Origin of the sequence: Arthrobacter sp. ov407, from assembly GCF_900102895.1 — a bacterium.
GTDB lineage: Bacteria > Actinomycetota > Actinomycetes > Actinomycetales > Micrococcaceae > Arthrobacter.
This window is the reverse complement of sequence record NZ_FNGD01000012.1, coordinates 76,923-94,196: the sequence shown is the minus strand read 5'-3', so window position 1 is coordinate 94,196 and position 17,274 is coordinate 76,923. Positions and strand designations below refer to the sequence as shown.

Annotated in this window: 14 protein-coding genes and 1 riboswitch; of the genes, 11 read left to right on the top strand and 3 right to left on the bottom strand. The window is 68.3% G+C overall.

Annotated features, from left to right (window positions below; all coding sequences use genetic code 11):
* Window positions 1-95 precede the first annotated feature (95 nt).
* Genes BLS42_RS15575 through BLS42_RS15565 form a run of 3 tightly spaced genes read left to right on the top strand, consistent with a single transcriptional unit; the run spans window position 96 to window position 3,555 of the window.
* Window positions 96-2,144, top strand: a complete 2,049-nt coding sequence (locus BLS42_RS15575) for a flagellar biosynthesis protein FlhA (RefSeq protein ID WP_090582745.1) — start codon at window positions 96-98, stop codon at window positions 2,142-2,144.
* Entirely contained in the window at window positions 2,122-3,297 is a 1,176-nt protein-coding gene (locus BLS42_RS15570; protein ID WP_090582744.1) for a hypothetical protein, read from the top strand. The genes BLS42_RS15575 and BLS42_RS15570 overlap by 23 nt, the downstream gene beginning before the upstream one ends.
* 9 nt (window positions 3,298-3,306) lie before the next feature.
* The gene (locus tag BLS42_RS15565) at window positions 3,307-3,555 is read left to right on the top strand and encodes a carbon storage regulator (protein ID WP_090582742.1); all 249 of its coding nucleotides are present in this window, start codon (window positions 3,307-3,309) and stop codon (window positions 3,553-3,555) included.
* Between the two features lie 14 nt (window positions 3,556-3,569).
* On the opposite strand, the gene flgN is transcribed toward BLS42_RS15565, so the two are convergent.
* On the bottom strand, window positions 3,570-4,085 hold the full coding sequence (flgN, locus tag BLS42_RS15560; protein ID WP_176803458.1) for a flagellar export chaperone FlgN: 516 nt from the start codon (window positions 4,083-4,085) through the stop codon (window positions 3,570-3,572).
* Between the two features lie 243 nt (window positions 4,086-4,328).
* Here flgN and BLS42_RS15555 point away from each other — a divergent pair, with 243 nt between their 5' ends.
* Together BLS42_RS15555 and BLS42_RS15550 are read left to right on the top strand one after the other, a co-directional pair.
* Entirely contained in the window at window positions 4,329-5,147 is an 819-nt protein-coding gene (locus BLS42_RS15555) for a sigma-70 family RNA polymerase sigma factor (protein ID WP_256336498.1), read from the top strand.
* A 166-nt stretch (window positions 5,148-5,313) separates the two neighbouring features.
* Window positions 5,314-5,793: a Dps family protein gene (locus BLS42_RS15550; RefSeq protein ID WP_090582738.1), complete on the top strand. Its 480-nt coding sequence runs from the start codon at window positions 5,314-5,316 to the stop codon at window positions 5,791-5,793.
* A 95-nt stretch (window positions 5,794-5,888) separates the two neighbouring features.
* On the opposite strand, the gene BLS42_RS15545 is transcribed toward BLS42_RS15550, so the two are convergent.
* A complete protein-coding gene (locus BLS42_RS15545; RefSeq protein WP_090582736.1) occupies window positions 5,889-7,463 on the bottom strand; it encodes an MFS transporter in 1,575 nt (524 codons plus the stop codon).
* Window positions 7,464-7,531: 68 nt separating this feature from the next.
* Between BLS42_RS15545 and BLS42_RS15540 the strand changes: the two genes are divergently transcribed.
* From BLS42_RS15540 to BLS42_RS15515, 6 genes are all read left to right on the top strand, one after another.
* A complete protein-coding gene (locus tag BLS42_RS15540) occupies window positions 7,532-8,071 on the top strand; it encodes a TetR/AcrR family transcriptional regulator (RefSeq protein ID WP_090582858.1) in 540 nt (179 codons plus the stop codon).
* A 242-nt stretch (window positions 8,072-8,313) separates the two neighbouring features.
* A riboswitch (glycine riboswitch) is annotated at window positions 8,314-8,412 on the top strand.
* Window positions 8,413-8,568: 156 nt separating this feature from the next.
* Window positions 8,569-11,466, top strand: a complete 2,898-nt coding sequence (gene gcvP / locus BLS42_RS15535) for an aminomethyl-transferring glycine dehydrogenase (RefSeq protein ID WP_176803456.1) — start codon at window positions 8,569-8,571, stop codon at window positions 11,464-11,466.
* 12 nt (window positions 11,467-11,478) lie between these two features.
* Window positions 11,479-12,612, top strand: coding sequence for a glycine cleavage system aminomethyltransferase GcvT (gene gcvT / locus BLS42_RS15530; RefSeq protein ID WP_090582732.1), 1,134 nt, complete (start codon window positions 11,479-11,481; stop codon window positions 12,610-12,612).
* Between the two features lie 653 nt (window positions 12,613-13,265).
* The gene (gene gcvH, locus BLS42_RS15525; protein ID WP_090582730.1) at window positions 13,266-13,649 is read left to right on the top strand and encodes a glycine cleavage system protein GcvH; all 384 of its coding nucleotides are present in this window, start codon (window positions 13,266-13,268) and stop codon (window positions 13,647-13,649) included.
* Window positions 13,646-14,983, top strand: a complete 1,338-nt coding sequence (gene glyA / locus BLS42_RS15520) for a serine hydroxymethyltransferase (RefSeq protein ID WP_090582728.1) — start codon at window positions 13,646-13,648, stop codon at window positions 14,981-14,983. The genes gcvH and glyA overlap by 4 nt, the downstream gene beginning before the upstream one ends.
* A 185-nt stretch (window positions 14,984-15,168) precedes the next feature.
* A complete protein-coding gene (locus BLS42_RS15515) occupies window positions 15,169-16,581 on the top strand; it encodes an L-serine ammonia-lyase (protein WP_090582725.1) in 1,413 nt (470 codons plus the stop codon).
* Window positions 16,582-16,635: 54 nt separating this feature from the next.
* On the opposite strand, the gene BLS42_RS15510 is transcribed toward BLS42_RS15515, so the two are convergent.
* Window positions 16,636-17,190 carry a TspO/MBR family protein gene (locus BLS42_RS15510; protein WP_090582723.1) on the bottom strand — a complete coding sequence of 185 codons (555 nt, stop codon included), beginning with the start codon at window positions 17,188-17,190 and terminating at the stop codon, window positions 16,636-16,638.
* Window positions 17,191-17,274 lie beyond the last annotated feature (84 nt).

Genomic DNA, 17,274 nt, shown 5'->3' with positions numbered 1-17,274 from the left:
AAACACGGTGCGCAACGCGCGAAACACAGCGCGCAACGCAGCGTGACGGGCAGGATGAAAACTTTGGGAATCAGCGTCTGTGAAAGGACCGCACCATGAACAACAGGCTGAACCGGCTGGTGGTGCCCATCGGCATTGTGGGGATCGTGCTCCTGCTGGTGGTTCCCGTACCCGCGCCGCTGCTCGACTTCCTCATCGTCTGCAACATCCTGCTGGCACTGCTGGTCCTGCTGACCAGCATGTTCGTCAAGAAGCCGCTGGACTTCTCCGTGTTCCCGTCCCTGCTGCTGGTGGCCACGCTGTTCCGGCTCGGCCTCAACGTCGCGTCCACCCGCCTGGTCCTGGGCAACGGGTACGCCGGGCAGGTCATCGAAGCCTTCGGCAAGGTAACGGTCGGCGGCTCCATGATCATCGGCGCCGTCGTGTTCCTCATCCTCGTGGTGATCCAGTTCGTCGTGGTCACCAAGGGCGCCGAGCGGGTGGCCGAGGTGGGCGCGCGCTTCACCCTCGATGCCATGCCAGGCAAGCAGATGGCAATCGACGCCGACCTCAACGCCGGGCTCCTCACCGACACCCAGGCCCGGGAACGGCGGGCCGAGGTCTCGGCCGAGGCCGACTTCTACGGCGCCATGGACGGCGCCTCGAAGTTCGTCAAGGGCGACGCCATCGCGGGCATCATCATCATCATCATCAACTTCGTCGGCGGCATCGCCATCGGCATGGTGCAGCGCGGCCTCGAAATCGGCGACGCCCTGAACACCTACGGCCTGCTGACCATGGGCGACGGACTCGTCACACAGATCCCGGCGCTGCTCATGGCCGTCTCCACCGGCATGATCGTGACCCGGTCCAACGCAGAGTCGGACATGGGCCGGACGGCGTCCACGCAGCTGCTGCAGTCGCCGAACGCGCTCATGATCGCCGGCGTGGCCGCCCTCGCCATGGCCATGATCCCCGGCATGCCGCCCATCCCGTTCGTCGTCGTCGGAGTCGGCCTGATCATCGCCTCCCGCCGGACCGCGGCAAGCCAGCAGCTCGCGGAGACAGCCCGGGAGGCTGAGTCGACCGCGCTGAACTTCCCGGAAAAGGATCCCAACGAGAAGCTGCTGGAAGACATGCGCATCCACCCCGTGGAGATCCTGCTGGCACCGGACCTTGTGGACATGGTCTCCGGCGCCTCCGACGACCTCCTGGCCCGGGTCCGGTCGCTCCGGCACAAGATCGCCATGGAACTGGGCCTCGTCATCCCGCCCGTGCGGACGCGGGACAGCGTGGACCTGCCGCCCGCCACGTATGCCATCCGGATTGCCGGCGTGGAAGCCGGCCGCGGCACGGCCCCCGGCGGCCAAATGCTCGCCCTGGGCGACAACCTCGACTCGCTCCCCGGCCCGGCGATGATTGAACCCGTGTTTGGGCTCGCCGGGAAGTGGATTCCGGGGGAAATGCGCCACAACGCCGAAATGACGGGTGCGACGGTGATCGACCGGGTCTCCGTCCTGGTCACCCACCTGTCCTCGATCGTCGCGGCGAACGCTGCCCGGCTGCTGTCCCGCGAGGACGTGCGCGTGCTGACCGAGGGAGTGCGCAAGCAAAGCCCCTCCGCCGTCGACGAACTGACCCCGGCCCTGCTCTCCCTCGCCGAGCTGCAGCGCGTCCTCCAGGGCCTGCTGGATGAACAGGTGCCCATCAACGACCTCGCCCGGATCTACGAGGCACTCACGCTCCGCGCCAAGATTTCCACGGATCCGGAATCGCTCGTGGAGGCCGCCCGGCAGGCACTCGGCCCCGCCCTCACGGCCAAGTTCATGGACGGCCCCGTGCTCAACGTCATCATGATCGATCCCGTCCTGGAGCAACACATGCTCGAGGACATGCGGCCCGCCGAAGGCGGCAGCCAGATCGTCATGGGGCAGGACAGGCTCGACGCCGTGCTGCGCTCGGTGCGCTCCGCCGTCGACGCCGCTGCCGCCGCCAACCGCCAGGCCGTGCTCGTGTGCGCACCGGCGCTCCGGCCCGCCATCCACCGCCTCATCGGCGCGCAGCCCGGGTCCGTGCCCGTGCTGTCCTACCGCGAGGTGACCTCCGCCAACGTCCGGATCGAAACAGTAGGAGTGGTGCGCCATGCCGAACCTCTATCGGCTTAAGGGAGCCTCGCTTGAGGAAATCCGCCGCAAAGCAGAACAGCTGTACGGGCCCGCGGCCCGGATTGTGTCCGCCGAACGCGTCAGCAGCCCAGGAATCGCCGGGCTCTTCGCCCAGGACCGGTACGAGGCCATGATCGAGATCCAGTCCAAGCACGAGGTAGTCACCGGTGAGGTAGTGCCCGACGCCGACATCCTGGCCGGGACCGAGCCGGGCACGGCCGCCAGTGGTCCCGCCGGGGAGGCCGACGCCGGGACGGCTTCCGCGGGCAATGTCCCCGGCGCCGGGAAGTACGACGCCGACGCCGCGGCTGTAGCGGCGGCCCCGCCCGCCGTCGGCCCGTCCGATCACCTCCCGTCCGGTCACCTCCCGTCCCATCACCTTCAGGGCGCCGCCATCGCCGCCCTGCTGGAAGAGGCAGACGCCGTTGAGCTGAGCCTGCACCGGACCGCAACTGCGGGCGTATCCACCGAGTCACGGGACTTCGCCGAACTTCTGGAACAGCTCGGCACCGGGCTCCGGACCCCGGCAGAACCGGCCGTCGCCTTCAGTAACCCCGGCGTCCCGGCCTCCGCCGCTGCGCCGCCTGCCGCGCCCGGCAACGCAGCGGGCAGCGCGCTGAGCGCCCCAGCTCCGCTGACCGGCGTCGGCGATCTCGTGGTCCTGGTCGGGCTGGGGGAGGACGCCATGGACACCGCCCTGGCTATGTCCATGGCGGCCGGCGGTGCCGATGTGCGGACCGCCGGCGAGCTCTCCGCCTATGGCCACCTGCACGTCGACGGACGCCAAAGCGCCACGGCCGCGCGCGCCCACGCGGTGGTGACGGAGCGCACCGTCATGGTGGCGTTCGGACTCGGCAAAGCCCGCAACGCCCTGGCCCGGGTGCAGTCCCTGGCCGCGCTTTCCGCCGACCAGGTCTGGGTAGTGGTCGACGCCGGACGCAAGCATGAGGACACTGCGCGCTGGGTCGGTGTGCTGTCCGCCCAGCTCAACGTGACCGCCGTAGCGGTGGTCGGCGCCGCGGAGACCGGGTCACCCGAAAGCGTCAACGGCCTGGGATTGCCCGTCGGCTGGATCGACGGGCGCCCGGCAGGGCCGGATCCGACATGGCAGGGCCGGCGCGAATCGTCCGGCGCTCCCCGCGCTGAAGGGTAGATTGAGAGGATGCTGGTACTTACACGCAAGCCGGGCGAACAGATCATGATCGGCGACGGCATCGTCATCACGGTCCTGGAAGGCCGCGGCGACGGTGTTCGGATAGGCATTGAGGCGCCCCGCGGTGTGCCCATCCAGCGCCGGGAAGTCATAGAAGCCATCGCGGCGGCAAACCTCGCGGCGGCGGAAGCTGGCCCGGACGCCGAGGAGGCGCTGCGCGGGCTCATGCCGCCGCGCGCCACTCCCGCCGAGGGCTGAGGACCCGCTCCGGATCAGTCATGGTCCCCGCCCAGATACTGGGCCAGGAGCGGCTGGGCTGAACGCCGGACCACGGCCAAGGACCGCTCTAGGTTTCCGCCGGTGGTTAGCTGATCCAGCAGTCCGGCCGTGCCCGCCGGACCGGGGCGTCCCGGCAGGGGGAGGGTCCGCAGCACCTCTTCGTTCACACGTGCTGCGTCGCCCAGCCGCGCGAGGAGTACGTGCAAGGCGTCCAAATGCTCGCGCAGGATCTCGGACCAGGGCCCGGCGGGTGCGGCCGCAATCAGTTCGACGAGCGTGGTCTGTGCCGGCAGGCCCCATTGGGCCGCCACTGCAGCAGATTCAACACTCCGGGCCAGGGCTTCGAAGCGCAGGCGGTCCAGTACGGTCTCAATCTCGGACGCCATGAAGTTCAGCCATTCCAGATTCCCCGCAACGACGTGCAGACGCTGCGTTTCCAGCCTGAAAAGGAGCAGCTCCAGATGCCGCCGCTCCTGCCACAGTGCCGCGGAGAGATCACTTGCGCTCATGGGCCCCATTCTCTTTCCGCCCCGTGAATCACAGCAACAGGGCGGTCACCGCATTTTTTGCCAAGCTTTTCCCTGAGGGTACACGCAGATCTTGGATCAGGTGATAGGTTTCCACCATGGGTGCTGCGCCCTACTTGCGAACGCTGACTCTCATGGGGGGAGCAACGGTCGGTTTGGGTGCGGCTCTCGGCGTTTTAAAGGGTCGAGGACCCTTCGGATCCGGTCTCATGGGGGGACACAGTATTGAATCGCGTGGAACGCAACGAGATGGTCACGCAGCACCTTCCGCTGGTGGGGTATCTCGTCTCAGATTTGTGCTCGAAGGCGTCACACCTTTCTCGCGATGACTTGGCCTCAGCCGGTGCCATAGCCCTGATCACGTCGGCCGATTCGTTCGACCCGGACCTCGGGGTGCCCTTCGGCGCGTTCGCGCGCCGACGCATCCTTGGCGCCTTCGCGGACGAGATGCGGGCCAGCGACTGGGCCACCCGCTCCGCCCGCCGGCGGATCAAGGAAACCATGTCGGTGCAGGAAACCCTGGCGTCCGCCCTGGGCCGCACCCCCACGGTGGAGGAGATCGCCTCCGCCCTGGGCGTCCAGCAAAGCGTTGTGGAGGCCGCGCTCGCGGATGCTTCGCGCACGCTGACGCCCCTCGATGAGGCCGTGGTGGATACCCTCGCCGCCGAAACCCTCACACCGGAACACTCCGTGCTCGCGGACGAACGGCTCCAGTACCTGCGGGCGGCCGTGAAATCCCTCCCGGACCGGATGCGCTACGTGGTGGAGGAGATCTACTTCGGCGACCGGACGGTCAAGGACCTGGCCGCGGAACTCGGATCCACGCACGCCGCGGTGTCCCAGCAGCGTTCGGAGGCCATCCGGCTCATGCGCGACGGACTTACGGTCCACTACGCCGACGACCCCGAGCAGCCGTTCGAACCCCAGTCCAGGATCACCCCTCGGCGCCGCAACGACTACCTCACGCAGCTCTCCGACTCCACCGCCGGCGGCATCACACGGCCCGTGTTCCCCCGGGGGCCGCTCCTTAACGAGGCAGTCTAAGCCTCCCCGAAACGGTTAGTAAGCCGACTTAGTAAGCTGACCGAGAAATTCCTCCCCGAACCGTCGCGGCCCGTTGCTGCCCTGCGGTAGCGTCGGAAGCATCGGCCGGGGTGCCAGCAAGTGGCGCGCGCGGCCCGCACGGTACCGGTTCTATCGAGGAGGACGCATGAAAGCAACACCTACACTGACGGCCAACCTGCAGGCGGTCCTAGTGGACCTGATCGAACTCCACGTTCAGGGCAAGCAGGCGCATTGGAACATCGTGGGGACTAACTTCCGGGACCTTCACCTCCAGCTGGACGAGATCGTCGACGCCGCCCGGGAATTCGCGGACGACCTCGCCGAGCGCATGCGCGCCCTCCACGCCCTGCCGGACGGCCGCAGTTCCACGGTTTCCAAGTCCACGGCACTCGCCGAGTTCCCCGCGGGCCTGATCAACACGAAGGACGCCATCGAACGGATTGTCGCGGCGCTCGAGGCGGCCGTCGGCACGATGCGCAAAGTGCACGATGAAGTGGATGAGGAAGACCCCACCACGGCCGACCTCCTGCACGCGTTCATTGCCAAGCTTGAGCAGTATGCCTGGATGGTGAATGCCGAGACCATGCGGGCAAACGCCAGCGTGACCACTCCGGACAGCAAGTAGGGACTGGCCCCACCAGGCCGCCCTTAAAAACATCAGCGTCCGGCGCCGGGATTCTCCCGGCGCCGGAGGCCTTTGTTTAAATGCGACTGTGCCCGCTATTTGGCCTTCGGCACCGTCCGCAGGACAACGGCGGCGAGGACGCAGGCCCCGGACATCAGGACCAGCGCGATTGACGCCGTGACGTGGACGCCAGAGTCGAAGGCCGTGCGCGCGGCCGCCGTCACTGCCTCCGCCAGGGGAGCCGGAAGCATCCGGGCGAGCTCCACCGCGCCGGCGAGGGTTTCACCGGCCTGGCTGGTGGCCGCGGCCGGGGCGAGCTCGGTCACGCCCGCGGGGAGCCGGAGGTTGCCCTGGTAAGAGGCCGTCAGGATCGAGCCAAGGATCGCCGTGCCCAGCAGGGACCCGACTTCATAGCCGGTCTCGGAGATGGCGGCGGCGGCCCCCGACTTGTCGGCAGGCGCCGCGCCCAGGATCAGGTCATTGGAGATCGTCTCCGCGGCGCCCACCCCCAGGCAGAGAACCATCAACGCAGCCAGGAGCACGGACGGGCCGTGGCTGTGGTCGCCGAATGCCACCAGGAAATAGCCCGCCGCGCTCAGCAGCAGCCCGCCGGCCACAACAAAGCCGGGCCGCACCTTGCGCACCAGCGGCACCACGAGCAGCCCCGCAACAACCGTGGCGATGAGGGCCGGGACCATGGCGACGCCGGAGGCCGAGGGGGACTGGCCCTCCAGCAGCTGCAGGTGCTGGGCCAGGAACAGAATGAAGCCGTTGAAGGAGAACAGCGCCAGGACGTTGGCAATGATGGCCGTGCTGAAGATCCGGTTGCCAAAGAGGCTGACATCGAGCATCGGCGCCGTACCTTCCCCGCGGGCAAGTGCGCGCTGCCGCCGGATGAACACGTAGCCCATGAGCAGGCCGGCTCCGACGCTCGCGAAGGCCTCGGGTGCAGGCCCGTGGGTGGCGAGGGTCTTGATCCCGTAGACAACGGGCACCATGACCAGCAGGGACAGGACAATGCTGGGCACGTCCATGCGGCCGGGCTTCGGGTCGCGGGATTCCGGTATCAGCGCCGGACCAAGCAACAGCAGGGGCAGGATGATCGGCACCGCGACCAGCAGGACGGCGCCCCACCAGAAGTGTTCCACCAGCCAGCCGCCGAGAATCGGGCCGAGGGCGGCGCCGCCGGAGAAGCCTGCGGCCCAGATCGCCACGGCCAGCCTGCGCCGGTTGGGCTCCGGAAAGATGTTGCGGATCAGGGAAAGTGTGGACGGCATGAGCATGGCGCCGAAGAGGCCAAGCCCGGCGCGGCCGGCGATCAGCCATTCGGCGCTCGGTGCGAACGCCGTCGCGGCCGAGACCGCGGCAAACCCCGCGCTGCCCACGAAGAGCAGCCGGCGCCGGCCGATCCTGTCGCCCAGGGAGCCCATCGCGACCAGGAGTCCGGCCAGGACCAGGGGATAGGCGTCGATGATCCAGAGCAGTTCGACGCCAGAAGCGGACAGGCTGGTGGCGATGGCCGGCAGGGCGAACGTCAGGGCGGTGTTGTCCACGGCCACAAGCAGGACCGGGAACATCAGCAGGGCCAGCGCCACCCAGTCGCGCCACGGCGCCCCGGGACCGGTGGCCGACGGGGCGTTGGTGGCTGCGGTGATCGATGTGATGCTCATAGGACGTAACTATACCGTCTGGACGGTACAGTTAAGAAATGCGCGGCCGGACAGGCATGATGGGAGGCATGCCCAGGAAACCCGTCGCCCGCGAGGCCGTCCTCGATGCCTTCGAATCCCTGCTCATCGAGGTCGGTGAGCGCGCCGCGACGCTGGACGCCGTCGCGCGCCGGGCCGGCGTCTCCAAGGGTGGCCTGCTCTACCACTTCCCGACCAAGGAGGCGATGATCGCGGTCCTGCTGGAACGGCTGGACCGGCATCTCGCTGCGGATGTTGCAGCGATGGCGGCGGCCCCCGAAGGGGCGGCGGCGTACTTCATCAAGTCCTCGGTGTGGGCGGACACGCCGATGGACCGGGTCTTCGTGGCGGCCACGCGGCTCGCCGAGGTGGCGCACGGGGAGACCCTCCGCCGCTTCGCCGCCGGCCAGGCGAGCTGGCTGGAGCTGCTGGCGGCCGACGTCGGGCCCGCCATGGCGAAGGCCGTTCTGTACATGGGGGACGGGCTGTACTTCAACGCCATGCTGGTCCGGGGCCCGGGTGTGCCGCTTCCGGAGGTCGAGGCGGATGTCGAGAGCCTTCTGGCCGCCGTCGAAAGGCTGCGCCGCTGACACCCGCCGCGCCGCCTACCCCTCACCCACCCCCCGTCGCCGAACTCGCCGGAGGCCCGCGAGTTCGCCGGGAAGTTCCGGCGACCTCGCACGCTTCCGGCGAATTCGCGTTGGCGGACTCACGTGGGGGGCGGCTTGTCGCCCGTAACCTGGGTCCGCGGCCGGCAGGGAGTTTGCGGACGCGCGCCCGGCGTAGGACAATGAGAGCTGTGACTGTTGTCACCCCCAATTGAATACGCCTTTGATCTGCGGCGGGAGAGTCCTGCAAGTAGGTACAAGCAGGCGCCGTAGGAGCAAATCCTCCCCAGGAATCTCTCAGGCCCATGTACCGCCGCGGCAAGGCAACTCTGGAAAGTAGCAGGCGTGTCCCGGACATGCCGTGCTCACCGACGGTGCAAGCGGAGTCCCTGAATCGCAGGCTGCGCGGAAACTCTCAGGTCCAATACAGAGCGGGGAGGAACCCAAATCAATGTGGCGTACCCTGCGCCGCCTGAGTTATGGAGTTCCTTGTGACTGTTACCCCAGCCTCCACGTCCTTCGTTGACCGGCACATCGGCGCGCGCCGCCAGGCCGACGTCGACGCCATGCTGAAGGCTGTCGGCTACGACACCGTCGACGCCCTGGTGGACACCGCCGTTCCGAAGGACATCCGTCAGGACGCCGACCTCGCGCTCGCCGCCGCCCTCAGCGAAGTGGAAGTCCTCGCCGAGCTGCGCAAGCTGGCCGCGAAGAACAAGACCGCCGTGCAGATGATCGGGCAGGGCTACTACGACACGCTCACCCCGCCGGTGATCCGCCGCAACATCCTCGAAGCCCCGGCCTGGTACACCGCGTACACGCCCTACCAGCCGGAGATCTCCCAAGGCCGGCTCGAGGCGCTGCTGAACTTCCAGACCATGGTCCAGGACCTCGTCGGCCTGCCGATCGCCAACGCCTCGCTGCTGGACGAAGCCACCGCCGTCGCCGAGGCCGTGCTGATGATGCGCCGCGCCAACAAGAACAAGACGGCCCACGACGGCAAGACCGTCCTCGACGCCGACTGCCTCCCGCAGACCATCGCGATCGTCAAGGGCCGCGCGGAAGCCCTCGGCTTCGAGGTCGAGGTCGCCGACCTCTCCAAGGGCCTGCCCGACGGCGTCATCAACGGCGTCGTCCTGCAGCAGCCGGGCGTCTCCGGCCGCGTGTTCGACCACACCGCCGTGATCGCAGAGGCCAAGGAACGCGGCGCCCTCGTCACCGTCGCCGCCGACCTCCTCTCCCTGACGCTCATCACGTCCCCGGGCGAGCAGGGGGCTGACATCGCCGTCGGCTCCGCCCAGCGCTTCGGCGTCCCGCTGTTCTTCGGCGGCCCGCACGCGGCCTACATGGCCGTGCAGAAGGGCCTCGAGCGTTCCATGCCCGGCCGCCTCGTGGGTGTCTCCAAGGACAACGCCGGCGTCCCGGCCTACCGCCTGGCCCTGCAGACCCGCGAGCAGCACATCCGCCGTGAGAAGGCCACGTCCAACATCTGCACCGCCCAGGCGCTGCTGGCCATCGTGGCTTCCTTCTACGCCGTCTACCACGGCCCCGACGGGCTGAAGGCAATCGCCCAGTCGGTCCACGTCCACGCCAAGACCATCGCAGCCTCCCTGAAGGCCGCCGGTTTGAACGTGCTGCACACCTCCTTCTTCGACACAATCACCGTCTCCGTGCCGGGCCGGGCAGCAGAGATCATCGCGGCCGCCGACGCCCGGGGCGTCAACCTGCGCGCCATCGACGCCGACACCGTCGGCATCTCCGCCGATGAGGGCACGACGGTGGCTATCGTCGCAGACGTCATCGCCGCGTTCGGCGCGTCGGTGACCGACACGGCCGAAGGTTTTGGCCTGGACCCCGCCGTCGAGCGCACCTCCGACTACCTCCAGCACCCGGTGTTCAACACCCACCGTTCCGAAACCCAGCTGCTGCGCTACATCCGCCGCCTCTCGGACCGCGATCTCGCCCTGGACCGCACCATGATCCCGCTGGGCTCGTGCACCATGAAGCTGAACGCCACGGCCGAGATGGAAGCCATCTCCTGGCCGGAGTTTGCCTCCATCCACCCCTTCGCCCCGGAATCCCAGACCGCCGGGTGGCGCGAACTGATCGAGGACCTCGAAGCCCAGCTGACCGAGATCACCGGCTACGACCAGGTCTCCATCCAGCCGAACGCCGGTTCCCAGGGCGAACTCGCCGGCCTGCTGGCGATCCGCGGCTACCACCTCTCCCGCGGGGATGCCCAGCGCAACATCTGCCTCATCCCGGCCTCCGCCCACGGCACGAACGCGGCCTCCGCGGTGCTCGCCGGCATGAAGGTCGTCGTCGTGGCCACCGCCTCCGACGGCACGATCGACCACGCGGACCTGACCGCCAAGATCGAGGCCAACAAGGACGCCCTGTCCTGCATCATGATCACCTACCCGTCCACCCACGGGGTGTACGACGCCGACGTCCGCGAGGTCTGCGACGCGGTCCACGCCGCCGGCGGCCAGGTCTACATCGACGGCGCCAACCTCAACGCCCTCGTCGGGCTGGCCCAGCCCGGCATGTTCGGCGGCGATGTCTCGCACCTGAACCTGCACAAGACCTTCTGCATCCCGCACGGCGGCGGCGGACCGGGCGTCGGCCCGGTCGCGGCCAAAGCCCACTTGGCACCGTTCATGCCGGGCAACGCAGCCGACCCGGCCAACGGTGCCGACGGCACCCCGATCTCCGCCTCCCGTTACGGCTCGGCCGGCGTCCTGCCGATCTCCTGGGCGTACGTGAAGCTCATGGGCGGCCGGGGCCTCACCGAGGCCACCAAGTCGGCCCTGCTCGCCGCGAACTACATCGCGGCCCGCCTGAACGACTCCTTCCCGGTGCTCTACACCGGCGAAGGCGGCCTCGTGGCCCACGAGTGCATCCTGGACTTGCGCGAACTCACGGCCAAGACCGGCGTGACCGCCGAGGACGTGGCCAAGCGCCTGATCGACTACGGCTTCCACGCCCCCACCCTCGCGTTCCCGGTGGCCGGCACCCTGATGGTGGAGCCCACCGAATCCGAGGACCTGGGCGAGATCGACCGCTTCATCACGGCCATGGTCGCCATCCGCGCCGAGATCGACCAGGTGGCCCACGGCGACTTCACCGTGGAGCACAGCCCGCTGCGCAACGCCCCGCACACAGCCGCTGCCGTCATCAGCACCGACTGGACCCGCGAGTACCCGCGCGAGCAGGCCGTCTTCCCGGTCCACACGCTCAAGCAGGACAAGTACTTCCCGCCGGTCGGACGCATCGACGGGGCCGCGGGGGACCGCAACCTGATCTGCTCCTGCCCTCCCCTCGAATCCTTCGAAGACCACTCCGACGACTCCGCCAACTCCGACTCTGACAACTAGGGACAGCCAACGATGACTGAGAACTACACGGCACTTTACGAAGAGCACAAGAAGCTCGGCGCCTCCTTCACGGACTTCGGCGGCTGGCAGATGCCGCTGAAGTACAGCTCCGAACTCGCCGAGCACCACGCCGTCCGCAAGTCCGCGGGCCTGTTCGACCTCTCCCACATGGGCGAAGTCTGGGTCACCGGCCCCGACGCCGCAGCCTTCCTGGACTACGCCCTCGTGGGCAAGATCTCCGCGATGGCCATTGGCAAGGCCAAATACTCGCTGATCTGCAACGAGGACGGCGGCATCATCGACGACCTCATCACCTACCGCCGGGGCGAGCAGAAGTTCCTCGTGGTCCCCAACGCGGGCAACGCCAAGGTCGTGGCAGCTGCGCTGGCCGAGCGCGCTGCAGGTTTTGAAGTGACGGTCCAGGACGCGTCCGCCGAGACCTCGTTGATCGCCGTGCAGGGACCCAAGGCCCAGGAGATCCTGCTGCGCCTGGTCCCCGCCGCGCAGCACGAACTCGTCACCGGCTTGAAGTACTACGCCGCCGTGGACGTCCCGTTCATGTTCGGCGGCGCCAGCCAGGACCTCCTGCTGGCCCGCACGGGCTACACCGGTGAAGACGGCTTCGAGATCTTCGTCGCGAACGACGACGCCGCCGCTCTCTGGCAGGCGCTCGTCGCCATCGCCGAAGACGGCGAGCTGACACCCGCCGGGCTCGCGTCCCGCGACTCGCTGCGCCTCGAGGCCGGCATGCCCCTCTACGGCAACGAGCTCTCCCTTGAGGGCGATCCGTTCGCCGCCGGCCTGGGTCCCGTCGTCGCGCTGTCCAAGGAAGGCGACTTCATCGGCAAGGCCGCACTGGCCGCCAAGAAGGAAGCCGGCGCCGGCACCACCACGGGCCGCAAGCTCGTCGGGCTCAAGGGCCTTGGACGCCGGGCCGGCCGCGGCCACTACCCGGTCCTCAAGGACGGCAACGTCGTCGGCGAAGTCACCTCGGGCCAGCCCAGCCCCAGCCTCGGCTACCCGGTCGCCATGGCCTACGTCGATGTCGAGCTCACCGAGCCCGGCACCGCCCTGGATATCGACCTCCGCGGCAAGGCCGAACCCTTCGAAGTGGTCGCACTGCCTTTCTACAAGCGCCAAAAGTAGCCCGCCGCGGCCTGTCCCGGTGTCTGTCTTGTGGCCGGCACCGGGGCTGTCCGTCTGAGTTTTCACGCGTGCTCGCTCGCTTGACCCGCCGTCCCCCCAACCTCGCAAGCTCGGTTAGGGAACCCTGACGGCGGCCGCTCGCTTAGACGCACGCTTCCGAAAACCCAGCCCGGCCAGCCCCTCGGGGGCACGTCACCTTCGAGACATCACGCCACATGCGAACCACCGGGAACCGGCGCCTTCGAAAGCCAAGGTGCTGGGGGATATACCGCCTACTGCGGCTCGGCTTGTCCCGCCGGGTGCCACGCCAAGCTCGATCATTGGGGGTTGAGCTTGATGACACCCTTAAAGCCGCGGAGCAGCCAGGCTCTAGAAGAATACGCAAGGCCACGGTTCTTCCGAGGAACCGGTGGCCCCGAAAACTGAACTGAATAGCGGCGGGTGAGGGGATTCCGGAAGCGTGCGTCTAAGGGGGGCCCACACCGTCAGGGTTCCCTGGCCGAGCTTGCGAGGCCAGGGAGACGGTGGGGAGCGTCGCGTCCGCCCAGCGGGCGCCTTCGCGACCGAGCACGCGGAGGAATTGCCTCATCTGCCACCCAACCCAGCCGCAATTGTTGCGGCCCCACGACTTTTCAAACGTAAAGGAAAAACACATGGCAAAAGTTGCCCCTGGACTGCAGTACTCCGACGAGCACGAGTGGGTTGCGCGGGAGGCCGGGAATGTCGTGTCCATCGGCATCTCCGCCGTCGCCACGGACGCCCTCGGCGACATCGTCTACGTGGACCTGCCCGAGGTCGGCTCCGCAGTGACCGCGGGGGAGACCTGCGGCGAGGTCGAATCGACCAAGTCGGTTTCGGACCTCTACGCCCCGGTGACGGGGGAGGTTACGGAGATCAATGACGCCGTCGTGTCCGATCCCGCGCTGATCAACAGCGACCCGTACGGCGCCGGCTGGCTGTTCAAGGTCGCCGCCGAATCGGACGGCCCGCTGCTCTCCGCCCAGGAATACGCTTCCAAGAACGGTGGCGAACTGTGAGCGCGGTAACCGCGGCCGCCGGCACAAGCACCGTCGCGTTTGAGCAGGTCGTCTCCGCGAGCCTGGACGCGGACCTGTCCGCCTTGGATCCGGAGATCGCCGCGAGGATCGACGCCGAGCTGACCCGGCAGCGCGACGGGCTGGAGATGATCGCTTCGGAGAACCACACCGCCAGGGCAGTGATGCAGGCGCAGGGCTCCGTGCTGACGAACAAGTACGCCGAGGGCTACCCGGGCAGGCGCTACTACGGCGGCTGCGAGCACGTTGACGTGATCGAACAGCTCGCGATCGACCGGGTCAAGGCTTTGTTCGGCGCCGGGTACGCGAACGTCCAGCCGCACTCGGGCGCGCAGGCCAACGCCTCCGTGATGCACGCCCTGATCCGTCCGGGCGACACCATCATGGGCCTGAACCTGGCGCACGGCGGGCACCTCACGCACGGCATGAAGATCAACTTCTCCGGCCGGCTCTACAACGTGATCCCGTACCAGGTCCGTGAGGAGGACCACCGGATCGACATGGCCGAGGTGGAGGCCCTGGCCCGGGAGCACAAGCCGGCCCTGATCGTTGCCGGCTGGTCCGCCTACGCCCGGCAGCTCGACTTCGCCGAGTTCCGCCGGATCGCCGATTCCGTGGGCGCGTACCTGATGGTGGACATGGCCCACTTCGCCGGGCTGGTGGCGGCCGGGCTGCACCCGTCCCCGGTCCCGCACGCCCACGTCACCACCTCCACGACGCACAAGACCCTCGCCGGTCCGCGCGGCGGCATCATCCTGAGCAACGACGCCGACATCGCCAAGAAGATCAACTCGGCGGTGTTCCCCGGGCAGCAGGGCGGCCCGCTGGAGCACGTCATCGCGGGCAAGGCCGTGGCGTTCAAGATCGCCGCGTCCGAAGAGTTCAGGGAGCGCCAGGAGCGTGTCCTGGCCGGTGCCAGGATCCTCGCCGAGCGCCTTATCCAGCCGGACGTGACCGCGAAGGGGATCAACGTGATCTCCGGCGGCACCGATGTGCACCTGGTCCTGGTGGACCTGCGCGAGTGTGAGCTCAACGGGCAGGAGGCCGAGGACCGGCTCGCGGAAATCGACATCACCGTCAACCGCAACGCTGTCCCGTTCGATCCGCGCCCGCCCATGGTCACCTCCGGGCTGCGCATCGGCACCCCGGCGCTGGCGACCCGCGGCTTCGGCGAGGCGGCCTTTACCGAGGTTGCGGATATCATCGCCGAGGCTTTGATCGCCGAGGCCGGCGCGGACCTGTCCGGCCTGCGCGCCCGGGTGGAGGCCCTCGCCGCCGCCCACCCGCTCTACCCCTCAGTTGATAACCTCGCCTAAGCGACGTATGACTGAAGTAGCAGCAGTACAGAAATAGCAGCAGTACAGATCACGACGCCGGGTTGCCGCACAAGCCGCCGCCCGGCGTCGTGCATCCGGCGGGACGCACCGCCCACCCGGCGGCCGCGCCGCCTACCGGCAAGACCCTCTGCCGGGCCACAGCAAGACCTAGTTAGGAACCGACAATGGCTGTTGGAGTGTTCGACCTCTTTTCCATCGGGATAGGGCCATCCAGCTCGCACACCGTGGGCCCGATGCGGGCTGCCGCGGTCTTCGCCGAAGAACTCAAAGCCTCCGGGGACCTGGAGAAGGTCGCCTCGCTGCGGGTGGACCTGTACGGCTCCCTTGCCGCCACCGGGCACGGCCACGGCACCATGACGGCCATCCTGCTCGGCCTCGAGGGCTTCCACCCCGAGCAGATCCTGCCCGAGGAAGTGGAAGACCGGCTGGCCACGATCGCGGAGACCGGCACCCTGCAGTTGGCCGGAGCCGTTGCCCTGCCCTACGGGGTGAAGGACATGGTCCTGCGGCCGCTGACCATCCTGCCCCGGCACACCAACGGAATGACGTTCACCGTCGCCGACGCCGCCGGCGAAACCCTGCACCAGGCCACGTTCTTCTCCGTCGGCGGCGGCTTCATCGTCCGCGAGGGCGAGGAGGACGCGGCACTGAAGGAACTCGCGGAGTCGAAGAAGGAACTTCCCCTGCCCTTCCGCACGGCCGCTGAACTGCTGGGCCGCTGCCAGTCCAAGGGCCTCTCGATCGGCGAGATCATGCTGGTCAACGAGCGCGCCTCCCGCACCGAGGCGGAGATCCGGGCGGGCCTGCTGCACATCTACTCGGTGATGGAGGGCTGTGTCGAGGTCAGCCTCAAGCGCACCGGGCTGCTGCCCGGCGGGCTCAAGGTCCGCCGCCGCGCGCCCGACTGGCACGAGCGGCTCATGAAGGAAACCCTGGATCAGGACCCCGACTTCCGGGACCCGAAGTACTGGCAGGAATGGGTCAACCTGATCGCCCTGGCCGTGAACGAGGAAAACGCCTCCGGTGGGCGCGTGGTCACCGCCCCCACCAACGGCGCCGCCGGCATCATCCCGGCCGTGCTCTACTACGCGCTGCACTTCGCCCCCGGCATGGACCAGGCAACCCAGGCCGACCGCGACGACACGATCGTCAAGTTCCTGCTGACCGCCGGCGCCATCGGCGTGCTTTACAAGGAGCAGGCCTCGATTTCCGGCGCCGAGGTCGGCTGCCAGGGCGAGGTGGGCTCGGCGTCCTCGATGGCGGCCGCCGGCCTGGCCGAAGTCATGGGCGGCACCCCCCAACAGGTGGAGAACGCCGCGGAAATCGCGATGGAACACAACCTGGGCCTGACCTGCGATCCGATCGGCGGCCTCGTCCAGGTCCCGTGCATCGAACGCAACGCGATCGCCGCCGCCAAGGCCATCAACGCCGCCAAGATGGCCCTCTGGGGCGACGGCACGCACCGGGTCTCCCTCGACGAGGTCATCGTGACCATGCGCGAAACCGGCAAGGACATGTCCTCCAAATACAAGGAAACCGCGATGGGCGGCCTGGCCGTCAACGTGGTGGAGTGCTAGGGAGCTGACTAAGGCTGGCTGGCGCTGAATGGCGCCGCTAGTTGTGTAACCGCTCTAGTTATGCAATGCGGCCCATAGATTCAGCGAGGCCGCGAACACGATCCAGGACAGGTAGGGCAGCATCAGCAGTCCTGCCGTCCGGCTGATCGGGCCGAAGAGCACCACCGTCACGGCTACGGCCACGGCCAATCCCACGATGATCCCGAACGCGATCCACAGCGCCGGCGTCCCGAGCACCGGGTACAGGGCAAAGAAGACCGGGGTCCAGAGCAGGTTCAGCACCAGCTGCACGCCGTAGACCGTCAGGGCCGCCTTGGACCCCTCGGCGTGGCTGCGCCAGACCAGCCACGCCGCGACTGCCATAGCGGCGTACAGGACCGTCCAGACCGGACCGAAGACCCAGTTGGGCGGGGACCAGGGCGCCGTGTCCGCTGCGGCGTACCAGCCGTTGACGTGCTTGGCCGTGGCCAGGCCGCCGAGGGCCGCAACGAGCGCCGACGCGCCGAGGAACAGGAGCAGCGCGATCACCTGGGAACCGCGGCCTGCTCCCCGCGACCGGCCGCCGGGCGCCCCGGGACGGCCTTCCAGCGGTTGTTGCTGAGCCTGCATGAGACCAGCGTAACCGCCCTGCCCGGACCGGCGGCAGGGTACGGACCGATAGACTTGGGGCTGCATGTCCGCATGCCGCCGAAG